Source organism: Glutamicibacter sp. ZJUTW (assembly GCF_008370855.1).
GTDB lineage: Bacteria > Actinomycetota > Actinomycetes > Actinomycetales > Micrococcaceae > Glutamicibacter > Glutamicibacter nicotianae.
Genome location: NZ_CP043624.1, coordinates 1643483 through 1656089 on the forward strand (window position 1 = coordinate 1643483; position 12607 = coordinate 1656089).

Here is a 12607-nt window from a genome sequence, read left to right on the forward strand (position 1 = left end):
CCAGCTTAGTTTCTTTTCCGCTCCCGTGCCCGGCACTGCAGGTGAAGCCGGGGTTAAATGAACCGGCCGCCCGGCAACGAAGAATCCTCGTTGCCGGGCGGCCGGCCGGGCCGGTGCCAGATGCTAGTCCAGCGCCGGGAACCCGGATGCTAGGCGTCGCCGCCAGCGTTGCCGGACCTGCCGGCATTCGGGTTGTTCAGATCGTACTTTGCGTGCGCCTTCACTGCGGTGTCCGCAGGGATTTCGCCACGCTCAACCAGCGACTGCAAGGTCTGCACGACCAGCGAGTGCGCATCGATCTTGAAGAAGCGGCGGGCTGCCGCACGGGTGTCCGAGAAGCCGAAGCCGTCAGCGCCCAGGGTGTGGAACTCGCCTGGCACGTATGGGCGCAGCTGCTCAGGAACGGCGCGCATGTAGTCGGTGGTCGCGATGACCGGGCCCGGGGTGGACTCCAGCTTCGAGGTCACGTACGGGGTGCGGCGCGGCTTCGACGGATCCACGAGCACCTCGGCGTCGGCGCGCTGGCCGTCGCGGGCCAGTTCGTTCCACGAGGTGACCGACCAGACATCGGCGGAGACACCCCACTCCTCGGCCAGGATGGACTGCGCTTCCAGTGCCCATGGCACGGCCACGCCCGAAGCCAGCAGCTGTGCGCGCGGGCCGTCGGTGGTAGCTTCCTTGAGCAGGTGGATGCCCTTGATGATGCCTTCGACGTCGACGTTCTCCGGCTCAGCTGGCTGGCTGATCGGCTCGTTGTACACAGTCAGGTAGTACATCACGTTCGGATCGGCGTGGGTTCCGCCGTACATGCGCTCCAGGCCGGAACGCATGATGTGGCCGATTTCGTAGCCGTAGGCCGGATCGTAGGTGATCACCGACGGGTTGGTCGACGCCAGGATCGGCGAGTGGCCGTCGGCGTGCTGCAGGCCCTCACCGGTCAGGGTGGTGCGGCCGGCGGTGGCGCCGATGATGAAGCCACGGGTCATCTGGTCCCCGGCGGCCCAGAACTGGTCGCCGGTGCGCTGGAAGCCGAACATCGAGTAGAACACGTAGATCGGGATCAGCGGCTCGTCATGGGTCGAGTAGCTGGTGCCGGCAGCGGTGAACGCGGCGACGGCGCCGGCCTCGTTGATGCCCGGGTGGATCAGCTGGCCCTGAGGGGATTCCTTGTAGGCCAGCACCAGGTCGCGGTCCACGGACAGGTAGTTCTGGCCACCTGGGTTGTAGATCTTCGCGGTCGGGAAGAACGAGTCCATGCCGAAGGTGCGGGACTCATCCGGAACGATCGGCACGATGCGATGGCCGAATTCCTTGTCGCGCATCAGGTCCTTGAGCAGGCGAACGAAGGCCATGGTGGTGGCCGCCTGCTGCTTGCCCGAGCCGCGCTTCGCGATCGCGTAGGTCTTTTCGCCTGGCAGGGCCAGCTTCTTCGAGGTTTCCTGGCGGCGGGTAGGCACCGAACCGCCCAGGGCCGCACGGCGCTCCATCATGTACTTGTACTCGGCCGAATCCTCGGCTGGGCGGTAGTACGGAGGAGTGTACAGGTCGGCTTCGAGCTGCTCGTCGGTGATCGGGATGCGCAGGTGATCACGGAACTTCTTCAAGTCTTCCATGGTCAGCTTCTTCATCTGGTGGGTCGCGTTGCGAGCCTCGAAGTGCGAACCCAGGCCGTAGCCCTTGACGGTCTTCGCCAGGATGACGGTCGGCTTGCCCTTGAACTCCACGGCAGCCTTGTAGGCGGCGTAGACCTTGTGGTAGTCATGGCCGCCGCGCTTCAGGTTCCAGATCTCGTCGTCGGTCATGTCGGCAACCAATTCCTTGGTTTCCGGACGCTGGCCGAAGAAGTGCTCGCGGACGAACGCGCCGGACTCGGCCTTGTAGGTCTGGTAGTCGCCATCCGGGGTCTGGTTCATGATGTCAACCAGGGCGTTGGTCTTGTCTGCTTCGAGCAGGGCATCCCACTCGCGGCCCCAAGCGACCTTGATGACATTCCAGCCTGCACCGCGGAAGAAGGCTTCCAGTTCCTGCATGATCTTGCCGTTGCCGCGAACCGGGCCATCGAGGCGCTGCAGGTTGCAGTTGATGACGAAGTTCAGGTTGTCCAGCTTCTCGTTGGCGGCCAGCTGCAGGAAGCCGCGCGACTCCGGCTCGTCCATTTCGCCATCACCCAGGAAGGCCCAGACCTGCTGGTCCGAGGTGTCCTTGATGCCGCGGTTGTGCAGGTAGCGGTTCAGCTGCGCCTGGTAGATGGCGTTGGCCGGGCCGATGCCCATCGACACGGTCGGGAATTCCCAGAAGTCAGGCAGGGAGCGCGGGTGCGGGTAGGAAGGAAGCGCGTGGCCTTCCTTCGACTTCTCCTGGCGGAACCCGTCCATGTCCTCCTCGGACAGGCGGCCTTCGAGGAAGGCGCGGGCGTACATGCCCGGCGAAGCGTGGCCCTGGAAGAAGACCTGGTCGCCGCCGCCTGGGTGGTCCTTGCCGCGGAAGAAGTGGTTGAAACCTACTTCATACAGGGTCGCTGCACCAGCGTAGGTGGAGATGTGTCCGCCAACGCCGATATTAGGGTTCTGCGCGCGGTGCACCATGATGGCGGCATTCCAGCGCATGAAGGCGCGGTAGCGGCGCTCGATGGCCTCATCGCCTGGGAATTCTGGTTCCTGGTCTACAGGAATGGTGTTCACGTAGTCGGTGGTGGTCACGTGCGGCACGCCCACGGACTTGGCACCTGCGCGCTGCAGCAGCGAACGGATAATGAACTGGGCACGCTCGGTGCCCTGGGTTTCTACGAGGGAGTCAAACGAGTCCATCCATTCCTGAGTTTCCTCAGGATCCCGATCGGACAGCTGGTAAGTCAACCCGCTACGGATCTGGGAGATGTGTTCCTCTACAGCCACTGAAGCTCCTTGATTGAATTGCGGCTCCGACGCTGTGCAGTTTTGCGCTGCGGTGCACCGGTATTGGGACAACGGGTGCAGTAACACTGGAATGATGTGCACTGCCGGTTCATATGCAACTCTAGTGTCAAAAGATCATCTTTGGAGTCGAGATTTCGAGCAAAAACCGGTTTAAAGCAGACATTTAAAGTGACTTACGCAACTATGTATGGTGGCTATCTTCTTTATGCTCATGTCATTATGGTGTGGGTCACTGGAATCTGGGTTATATTTGTTCGGCGTGTTATCGCTGCAGCGCTTGAATGGAACAGCAAAACCGTGTTTCGTTGGTAGTAACGCTTTGCACCAGCAGGAGGAATGAAGTGAGCGACGCCGTATCGGCAAACTTGGAGCCCGCCAAAAAATTGGGTTTCGCTAATGAAGACCTTATTCAGGAACTGGGTTATGACGATGACGTGGACTACGATCTGCGCGATTCGATTGAGGACCTGATTGGTTCAGAGCTGCTCACCGAAGAGGACCATGACGTTGTCGACGCAGTCATCTACTGGTGGCGTGACGGCGATGGAGATCTTGTTGACGCATTGATGGACGCGCTGAACTGCTTGGATGAGAAGGGTGTCGTTTGGCTGCTCACTCCGAAGCAGGGCCGCGAGGGACATGTATCGCCATCCCTGATCCAGCAGGAGGCCCCATCTGCAGGACTGCACGTAACTACTAGTGAAGGTGTCTCGGAGGATTGGTCCGCAATCCGCCTCGCCCCGCGTAAGAAGAACTAATGATCCAAGCAGGTTTACGCCTGTTCGACTTCTCGCTGGAAAATCAGTACGGCGAAACGATAACCAGTACCGGGCTGTCCAAAGGCCGGGTGCTGGTTGTCTTTTATCCATGGGCGTTTTCACGGGTATGCGGGTCGGAACTGGCGACACTCCAAGAGCACTACGAATTCTTCGAGCGGCATCAGGTGCGCATCGTTGCCATTTCAGTGGACCATAAGTTCACCCTGCGCAATTACGCGCAGTCCCTCGACCTTCAATTCGAGCTGCTGGCCGACTTCTGGCCACACGGGGCAGTGGCCCAACAGGCCGACGCCTTCGATCACGAACGCGGGGTCGCAACGAGGCTGTCGCTGTACCTGGTCGACGGTGAGGTGCGCGATATTTTCCGCAGCGAGATGACTCAGCCAAGAAGTGTCGAAGACTATATGGCGGCGGTGGAGCGCAGCGCTTAGCCTACCGATGGTAACTGTGTTCTGGTTCACTGGAAAAACAGGCTCCTCGATTTGCCTGTGTGCAGATACCTGTGTAGAGTTATTCCTCGTTGGCTTGCAAAAGTGAACATGGTAAGGGCCTTTAGCTCAGCTGGTAGAGCGTCACGTTTACACCGTGAATGTCATCGGTTCGATCCCGGTAGGGCCCACCAAAATAAGACCCGCTCCGAACTAGCCTGAAAAGGTTGGCTAGGGCGGGTTTTCTTGCGTTTACACGCTGTTTCTAGGATCACACACTTAGGCGTATTTGAATCTCTTGCGCGCTCTTTCTCCGTTCTAAGCACGTAAGCGAAACGTAAGCCAAACGTAAGAAACACGTAGGGCCACGCCGCATCAGCAATCGGCGCAGGTCGGATCATCAATTCCACAGCCAAACCCAGGTCATTCAAATCCGGATCGAACAACCCTGAAGGCCCTTGGGTCAGGGTATCCTGACGGATCGGAAGGCGAGTCTGGTGAGGATTTGCAGGATCTAGGTGAGACTGTTCCCGTTTAGTAATTAGGTCTCAGCCATATCCGCAGGATGCGGGAAAGCCCGGCTCCCGTGCGGGAACCGGGCATTTCAGGCCTGGTAACGACGACACATGCTTCTGGGGACTACACAGAGATCTGCATCATGGTCACTCAATTTTCTAATCTTCACCAATCGCTGCCGCCGGTAACTTGCCCTTAACGGCCTCAAGCCCCCGGTCGCCAAAGCTCAAAATGTGCGCCTCATCCGGAGCTGTATCGATCGTTTCCATGACATGCACTGAGAAAAGAGCCAATTGCGCTTCAAGCGGATCCATATCAGGCCAGAGATCTTCTCCACCGGATTGAACTGCGTGTTTCAGGACTTCTTCAAAAGGGCAGTCGAATGCGTATAGCTCTTGGGAGTCCTTATATCGCAAAAATACGTATCCCTCCTGAACCAGAGGAACTATTGAGACCTCACCAAGCCCCGAAAGTTGGTACTTGAATTGCTCCACTTTGCCTGAAAAGTCACGCACTTAGACCCCTATTTTTTGCTCCGGTAGTAAGCGGTAATGATGCGGCGATCTCTTTGGTCGACAGCGACGGTGGTGTAGTACGTCTTTATAGTTCGTCCGTCATACCGTTTTAGTTCGATTTTACCTTTGTAGCGGAAGGTGTTGTTGGCAGGATTTCTTGCACCCGAATAGATGTTAGTCAAACCGTCATTGATCGCGAAGTCTGCAATATCCCGCCAGTTCGTGTTAAATGCCACTTGCGCGGCCAGTTGCTTCCACTCCCCGCCATGTTTCCCGGCGATATGACGGTAGCCCCAGCCTCCATTGGGGTTCTTCGGAGTCCAGGTTCCACAATTCAAAACCGCAGCGAGTCGCGCATACGGCGTTTTGTTTACATACCAGGTTCGAACATGCTTATTATTGGCGCTTTTGACACCGCAGGCGCCCCACGTTTTCGCCTGGTATAAAGATGTCTTGCCGATTGGCAGGTTGCGGATTGATTGCGGCCAGCTGTCCTCACTGTTAGGCAAAAACTTTTTCCCATTAGCCCAAAGCTCTACCTGGCCCTTTTCGGCCAGCTCTCGCATTGACTTATATTCCGGCACGCTCATTTCGAGCGTCGCGGCGTTTGCCACCTCCTGCTCGGTTGTTCTGCTTGCAGCCGAGCTCGGCAGTGCGCCAGCCACGAGCAGACTCAGCGTTAGAGCACCTGTTGAGGCGACCGCCACAAACTTTCGGAAATTCCGCATCCGTGCGTCCTTTTCTTTGATTTCAGTCGGTTGCGAGTGTAGTTAAAACCTAGCAGTGGGATTTACTGACTGTCAGGTGACCAACTATTATTTAAGACTACAGTTTGATAATGAGTTTCGTGGTTAGAGCCCTATTCGCCCCAATTGCAGGGAGCGGAAACAGGCGTAGCCCGGTGAATCGAGTCGAAATTCAGATCATCCGGCTAAGATAACCGAGTCTCTCCTGGAACTCCTCCGGAAGATGATCACCTCTACCGGAAAGATGTTGCGCTTGATGGTTCGGACCATACAATCATCCAGCCGGTTTCTTTTGGATAACAGCATTCATGGCCAGGCTTGGCCAATAAGTGACTCTGGTGGCATAACTGGCAAAAACGCTATGGGTTATCTGATGGATGGTTGCGCCGCATCTTTGGGTGCTTGGAATCGGCCAACCCGGTACACCGACTTGGTGTCGCCATTATTCGTGACCCAATTAATGGTTATGACGCAGTCTTCGGTCACCGCTTCCTGGTAGAAATCATCACCCCTGGAGTTGCTTTGCTTCCCAAGGCCGGTCAGGTCTACAGGTTCAGCTGCCATATCGTCAATTGCTGACGGCCGTGGTGGTGCATCGGTGTAGATATTCCCGGAGGCGCAGCCTGAAAGGATCAGGCGTAGGGCAGGGCCGGCAGTTGCGAGTTTCCTGTTCACGCACTCATCCGCTCGTGTCCCTGAAACAGAATGGGAATGTTGGTACGGAAACTGCCTCGCGGGTGACGCTCGGCACTCTTTCGCGAAAACCCCCATATCAATTTGCCAAGTCAGTTCGGGATGCATTAGATTGTTACTTGTTGCAGCGGAGGGATGAAGGAAAGATAATTCCAAATTCACCATTGCAGGAGGGCCTTTAGCTCAGCTGGTAGAGCGTCACGTTTACACCGTGAATGTCATCGGTTCGATCCCGGTAGGGCCCACCAAAGATGAAGACCGTTTCAATCACTTTTCACAGTGATGGAAACGGTCTCTTTTCGTTTTCCGGACGCGGCCGCAAATCGTATAAATCCGGTGAAGGTGCGAAACTGGATTCATGACTGCACCTGAAGAAAACTTGTGGCTTGCCACCGTGCGCAAGAATCCGGACCACTCGCAGAACTTCGCCCAGCGCTGGCGCACGCTTGCTGCCGAGGGCCAGGATATTTTCGGAGAAGCACGCACCGTTGACGCAATGGTTGCCCGAGGCAGCAGGATCCTTGATGCCGGCTGCGGAACCGGGCGCATCGGCGGCTGGCTATCCGAGCAAGGACACCACGTCGTCGGCGTCGACCTCGACCCGCATCTCATCGATGTTGCGCGAGTGGACTACCCCAAGGCGCAATGGGAAGTCGGGAATCTCTCAGATTTCACCGTTACTGACGAAGCGCGGGAGAAGCTGGAATTCGATCTGATCGTTTCCGCTGGCAATGTCGTCACCTTTCTTTCCGAGTCCGAACGCCGTCCAGCCCTGCATCAGTTGCGCGAGCACTTGGCTACCGATGGACGAGTGATCATCGGCTTCGGTTCCGGACGTGGCTACGAGTTCGACGAATTCGAGGCCGACGCACTGCAAGCCGGGTTGGCAATCCAGCAGCGCTATTCGACCTGGAACTTGCATTCGCCCGCCGATGATTTCCTGGTGGCCGTGCTCGGTCGCAAATAGTGGAAAGCAGATAACTGCACTGCAGGAAAAGTCCGCTTCGCGCCCGGTTTATATTCACGTGCCCATGAAGGAGCCATCGCCAGAAGGGTTCGGCCATTCACCGAAATGCGCGGGCACCATTGTGCGCAGCGGATGATTCAGGCCTATTGCTGACTGCGCGAAACTGGGCAAGATCCTGCAGAAGCCGAATCCGGTCACCTGAATTGCACTGGCCCGCGCTGGTCGAACCTCTTCGCAGACTACCTGGGCAAGCCTTGCTCATTGATGAACGCGATCATGGCCTCTCTGCGTGGTGCCGGCGTTATTCTCCACTAGCCAAATGGCCATTGTTTGACATCTTCTAGGCGGAGCAGGGTCACTGTGGAACTATGAGTCCATAGCTTTATTGCCTAGAACGAGGAGCCGAGATGGCCGCGCCCAGCGAAGCAAGCATGAAGGAAATCCACGAGCTCATCGCCGTGGACACCACGAGCCGCGACAGCAACCTCCCACTGATCGAGAATGTGGTGAAGAAGCTGGACGCCCACGGCATCAGCTCCCAGCTGATCCACAACGACGAAGGCACCAAAGCCAACCTGCTAGCCACCATCCCCGCGGCCGATGGGACGCGCACCGGAGGCATCGTGCTCTCCGGGCACACCGACGTGGTGCCGGTGGACGGCCAGGACTGGAGCAGCGATCCGTTCGATGCACAGGTGCGCGACGGCAAGCTCTATGGCCGCGGCACCTGCGACATGAAGGGCTACCTCGGGGTGATCCTCGCCAAGCTGGACCAGCTCACCAGTGCCAAGCTTGCCGAGCCAATCCACCTGGCGCTGTCCTACGACGAAGAAGTCGGCTGCGTCGGCGCGGTGTCGCTGGTGCAGAAGATCGTTGACCAGAACCTGGCACCGCGCGGATGCTTCGTGGGGGAGCCATCGAGCATGAGGGCCATCCGCGGACACAAGTCGATGAACGTTTTCCGTGCCGAGTTCAACGGTGTCGCCGCCCACTCCTCGCTGCCATCCGAAGGTGTCAACGCCATTTCCTACGCGCTGCGCTTCGCGAATTTCGTCGAAGAAGTATCAGACGAGCTGCGCAGCAATGGTCCGCGCGATGAATCCTTCATCGAACCGACCACCACCATGAACGTGAACAAGTTCGACGGCGGCATCGCCGTGAACACCATTCCCTCGCAGGCAGTGGTCCACTTCGAATACCGCTCGCTGGCGGTAGTGGACCGCGAGGCGCTCACCGGACGCTTCCGCGACGAAGCGGCCAAGCTGCAGGCCGAAATGCGCGAGCAGAACCCCGCCTGCTCAGTGAAGTTCGCCCAGCAGGCAGGAGCTCCGGGCCTGGATACCGCACCCGATGAAGAAATCGTGTCCTTCGCCGCCTCCTGCGGAGCCATTGCCACCGATGAAAAGGTCACCTATGGCACCGAAGCCGGGCTGTTCGCGGCGGCAGGCATTCCCACCGTGGTGTGCGGTCCCGGCGATATCGCCCAGGCACACGCTCCGGACGAGTACATCGAGCTGGAGCAGATCGTAGCCTGCGAGAACTTCATTGATTCGCTGATTGCAAAGGCCAGCTCATGAGCACCGGAGCCGTGGCTACCCCAGAACAGATCGCCAAGGCGCGCAAGGCCGTCATCTCCAGTTCCATCGGTGCGGCCCTTGAATGGTTCGACATCATTGTCTATGCCACCTTTGCAACCACGATCGCCAAGGTGTTCTATCCGGAATCCGATGGCACGTTCGCGCTGATTCTCACCTTCGCCACCTTCGCGATTTCCTACGTGATCAGGCCCTTGGGCGGCATGGTGCTGGGCAGCTATGCCGACCGCAAGGGGCGCAAGAGCGCACTGACCCTGACGCTGGGGTTGATGATGCTCGGAACGCTGATCATGGCCGTGGCGCCGCCCTATGAAGTGGCGGGCGTGGCGGGTGCCTTGATCATCCTGCTCTCGCGATTGATCCAAGGATTCTCCGCCGGTGGCGAGTTCGGCACGGCCACGGCGTTCCTGATTGAAACGGCACCGCATAAGAAAGCGTTCTACTCTTCGTGGCAAGTCGCCAGCCAGGGTGCGTCCATGCTGCTGGCCTCGGCCTTCGGCTATTTCCTGACCACGGGCTTGAGCCAGGAAGCCCTGGAGAGCTGGGGCTGGCGCGTGCCGTTCTTCGTTGGCCTGCTGATCGGGCCGGTCGGCCTGTACATTCGCGCAAAGCTGGAGGAAACCGAGGAGTTCATTTCCACGGCCAAGGAGAAATCGCCGCTGGGCACGCTGTTTGCCCAGCACTACGGACGCGTTCTCGCCGCGGTGGCAACCATTGGCGTGGCCACGATTTCGGTGTACATGATCCTGTACATGCCGACCTTCGCCGTCACGAACCTGAAGATCCCCGCCGATGCAGCCTTCCTGGGTGGAATCTCGGCGGGCATCATCACGCTGTGCGGTGTTCCGCTGGTGGGCCATCTGGCCGACCGGATCGGCCCGGCAAGGGTGATGACCTATGCGGCAGTGGCAGCGTTCGTGCTGGCCTACCCGTTGTTCAAGCTGATGACTTCGAAGCCGAGCGTCATCGTGATGGTGATCGTGATTGCGGTGCTCGGCGTGATCATGTCCTTCTACTTCGGCCCGCTGCCGGCATTGCTCTCAAACCTCTTCCCGGCCGCGATCCGCGGTTCGGGCCTGTCCGTGGCGTACAACGTGGGCGTTACCCTCTTGGGCGGCATCGCCCCGCTGGTGCTGACCTGGCTGCTGGATGTGACCGGGTCGCTGGATGCGCCTAGCCTGTACTACATGGCGATTGCCGTGATCTCGCTGCTCGGACTGGTTGTCGTGCGCAAGCGCTACGGCCAGCGGTAGCCAGCATAGTAGCGGATGCATAAAAGCGAATGCCGCAAGCTTTGTGGCGAGGCTTGCGGCGATCGCTTTTAACAACTGGCCGGTACGGCTACAGGGCTACGAGAAGCACTGCCGTCCAATGGCAGAGGAAGGCCATGACGGTGCAGGCGTGGAAGAGCTCATGGAAACCGAAGACCTTGGGCAGGGGATTAGGCCGCTTGGTGGCGTAGAACACCGCACCAACCGTATATGCCACGCCCCCTGCAAGAATCAGGATCATTACCGCGGGGTTCGCTGCCCAGAATGCTGGCAGCTGCATCAAGGCGCCCCAACCGAGCAGGATGTAGAGGCTGACCCCTACCCAGCGCGGTGCAGCTGGCCAGAAGGACTTGATGGCGATCCCGGCCAATGCTCCGGCCCAGATGATCGACAGGACGATGATCGCCTGCCGGCCCGGCAAGGTCAGCGCTGCGACCGGGGTATAGGTGCCGGCGATGAGCAGGAAAATGTTCGCATGGTCGGCTCGGCGGAAGAGGCCCATAACCTTGTCCGTCCAGTTCCCGCGGTGATATAGCGCAGAGGTGCCAAAGAGCAGGATCGAGCAGAGGGCGAAGACGGCGGTGGTCCATTCGGCCAAGCGCCCGTCGGCCAGCACGATCAGCACCAGGTTCATGATGATGATGCCCGGGGTGGACCAGGCGTGGATGAGCCCGCGCCAGCGCGTGCGTTCGGTGCCGATGTGCGCGAAAGTGCGGGCTGCCCGGACTGTGCTTGGAGCGGGGAGTGGTGCGGTAGCCATGAGTCTCCTTTGTATTGTGCGCGGGACGCTGGGCCCGTCATCGAACTATACGGTACTTGGCTGCCCGCGCGCTGGACGGGCGTCGCGCTTATTCCCGATTAGGATTCGAATATGGCAGATAAGTTAGAAATCAGCGAGCACCTGAAGACTATCGCTCAGCTCAATGAGCCCGGCGAAGTGCTGGCTAACGATTCACCGTTCATCTCCGTGCGCAATATTGACTGGTTCGAAGAAGTGGCTCCGGACACGTGGAAGGCCATCGGGGAGCGTGATCTGTTGCATCGGCGGCTGGTCGACGAAGAACTGCGAGTATCGGGCAACGCCAAAGCCGAGCGTCAAGCCATCGTACTTGCAGGGGCTCCGGGAGCCGGCAAGAGCAGTCTGTTGCGAGACCTGCTCGGAGGGCATGAAAACGACTATGTAGTAATCGATGCGGACAAGTTCAAGAAGAAGTTGATGCGGGAAGCGCTAGAAGATGGCACCTACGATAGCTTTTTCAAGCCTCCTGAAGTGAGGAAGCGAGAAGAACTCGGTGAGCAGTTCTTCCCTATGGACATGGCGAGCCTGGTGCATGAGGAATCATCCATGCTTAGTGAAAAACTACGTGCTGCATGCCTAGCGCGAGGACTGAACGTCGTCATTGACAAGGTCCTCGCATCTGAAGAGTCGGCGCAGAAGCTGGCTGCCCAACTGCAGGAAGCCGGATACGAAATTCAAGTCGTAGAGGCTTACGCGCCGCAGGATGTCTCAGAAGAACGGATTGTTGAACGTTGGCAGAAGCAACAGGAAACTTCCCTGGACGGCGACGACTACCTTGGTGCGCGCTGGGTCCCCGAAGAATTTACCGAGATGGTTTTCGACGCTCCGGGCCATCGATCCCGGCCAGCCGTCGTTGCCCAGATATTCGCGCGGAACTGCCCATCGGTACTCAGCTATAAGGTGTTCCATACGGCACCTGAAGCGGCAATGGACTCGGATGGGTGTATCCTGCGTCTCGAATTGCGCAGAGAATCCGTTGGGGCTCTGTTAGTGCGGGTGAAATAGCGAAGACAAAAGAAATCCCGCCGGGTAATAGCGAGAACTGTTACCCGGCGGGAAATCTATATCCGGAGGACAAGTGCCCCGCGGAAAGCGCGTTAAGCCCGTCGCTTGGTGATGAAGCCCCAAATGACTAGCACGATGAGGGCCCCACCAATGGCAAGAAGCCAGCTTGAGATGGAGAAGAACTCATCCACGCCCTCGCCGAAGACTGCGCTTCCGATCCATCCGCCTAGCAGAGCGCCTACGACGCCGAGAATGAGGGTAGCGATCCAGCCGCCACCTTGCTTGCCGGGCAGAATGGCCTTTGCGATCGCTCCGGCAATCAAGCCCAATACGATCCATCCAATGAATCCCATGATTCGCTCCAATGGTCAGACTGTG

General features: G+C 58.6%; 12 protein-coding genes and 2 tRNA genes. 8 read left to right on the forward strand and 6 right to left on the reverse strand.

Annotated features, from left to right (window positions below; translation table 11 throughout):
* Positions 1-149: 149 nt before the first annotated feature.
* Positions 150-2894: a pyruvate dehydrogenase (acetyl-transferring), homodimeric type gene (aceE, locus tag F0M17_RS07720; RefSeq protein ID WP_149596851.1), complete on the reverse strand. Its 2745-nt coding sequence runs from the start codon at positions 2892-2894 to the stop codon at positions 150-152.
* A 362-nt stretch (positions 2895-3256) separates the two neighbouring features.
* Between aceE and F0M17_RS07725 the strand changes: the two genes are divergently transcribed.
* The 3 genes from F0M17_RS07725 (at position 3257) to F0M17_RS07735 (ending at position 4316) form a co-directional block, all read left to right on the forward strand.
* Complete coding sequence (locus F0M17_RS07725) at positions 3257-3673, forward strand: DUF3052 domain-containing protein (RefSeq protein ID WP_038991524.1); 417 nt, start codon at positions 3257-3259, stop codon at positions 3671-3673.
* Positions 3673-4125 carry a redoxin domain-containing protein gene (locus tag F0M17_RS07730; protein ID WP_149596852.1) on the forward strand — a complete coding sequence of 151 codons (453 nt, stop codon included), beginning with the start codon at positions 3673-3675 and terminating at the stop codon, positions 4123-4125. Before F0M17_RS07725 ends, F0M17_RS07730 begins: the two co-directional genes overlap by 1 nt.
* Before the next feature lie 115 nt (positions 4126-4240).
* Positions 4241-4316, forward strand: a tRNA-Val gene (locus tag F0M17_RS07735).
* A 480-nt stretch (positions 4317-4796) separates the two neighbouring features.
* Here F0M17_RS07735 and F0M17_RS07740 read toward each other — a convergent pair.
* The 3 genes from F0M17_RS07740 to F0M17_RS07750 all read right to left on the reverse strand — a co-directional run bounded on the left by F0M17_RS07740 (position 4797) and on the right by F0M17_RS07750 (position 6574).
* Complete coding sequence (locus tag F0M17_RS07740; RefSeq protein WP_038991528.1) at positions 4797-5153, reverse strand: hypothetical protein; 357 nt, start codon at positions 5151-5153, stop codon at positions 4797-4799.
* Between the two features lie 8 nt (positions 5154-5161).
* Positions 5162-5881 (reverse strand): hypothetical protein, encoded by a 720-nt coding sequence (locus F0M17_RS07745; protein WP_210416708.1) that lies wholly within the window; start codon positions 5879-5881, stop codon positions 5162-5164.
* 384 nt (positions 5882-6265) lie between these two features.
* Positions 6266-6574, reverse strand: coding sequence for a hypothetical protein (locus F0M17_RS07750; RefSeq protein WP_149596854.1), 309 nt, complete (start codon positions 6572-6574; stop codon positions 6266-6268).
* Between the two features lie 190 nt (positions 6575-6764).
* On the opposite strand from F0M17_RS07750, the gene F0M17_RS07755 reads away from it, so the two are divergent.
* The 4 genes from F0M17_RS07755 (at position 6765) to F0M17_RS07770 (ending at position 10407) form a co-directional block, all read left to right on the forward strand.
* Positions 6765-6840 (forward strand) — tRNA-Val (locus tag F0M17_RS07755).
* A 110-nt stretch (positions 6841-6950) separates the two neighbouring features.
* A complete protein-coding gene (locus tag F0M17_RS07760) occupies positions 6951-7559 on the forward strand; it encodes a bifunctional 2-polyprenyl-6-hydroxyphenol methylase/3-demethylubiquinol 3-O-methyltransferase UbiG (RefSeq protein WP_149596855.1) in 609 nt (202 codons plus the stop codon).
* A 407-nt stretch (positions 7560-7966) separates the two neighbouring features.
* Entirely contained in the window at positions 7967-9136 is a 1170-nt protein-coding gene (gene argE, locus F0M17_RS07765) for an acetylornithine deacetylase (protein WP_168201984.1), read from the forward strand.
* Positions 9133-10407, forward strand: a complete 1275-nt coding sequence (locus tag F0M17_RS07770) for an MFS transporter (protein WP_038991536.1) — start codon at positions 9133-9135, stop codon at positions 10405-10407. Before argE ends, F0M17_RS07770 begins: the two co-directional genes overlap by 4 nt.
* Positions 10408-10495: 88 nt before the next feature.
* On the opposite strand, the gene F0M17_RS07775 is transcribed toward F0M17_RS07770, so the two are convergent.
* Complete coding sequence (locus F0M17_RS07775; RefSeq protein WP_174520593.1) at positions 10496-11185, reverse strand: hemolysin III family protein; 690 nt, start codon at positions 11183-11185, stop codon at positions 10496-10498.
* 111 nt (positions 11186-11296) lie between these two features.
* On the opposite strand from F0M17_RS07775, the gene F0M17_RS07780 reads away from it, so the two are divergent.
* On the forward strand, positions 11297-12229 hold the full coding sequence (locus F0M17_RS07780; RefSeq protein ID WP_149596856.1) for a zeta toxin family protein: 933 nt from the start codon (positions 11297-11299) through the stop codon (positions 12227-12229).
* A gap of 92 nt (positions 12230-12321) precedes the next feature.
* On the opposite strand, the gene F0M17_RS07785 is transcribed toward F0M17_RS07780, so the two are convergent.
* On the reverse strand, positions 12322-12582 hold the full coding sequence (locus F0M17_RS07785; RefSeq protein WP_066138115.1) for a GlsB/YeaQ/YmgE family stress response membrane protein: 261 nt from the start codon (positions 12580-12582) through the stop codon (positions 12322-12324).
* Positions 12583-12607 lie beyond the last annotated feature (25 nt).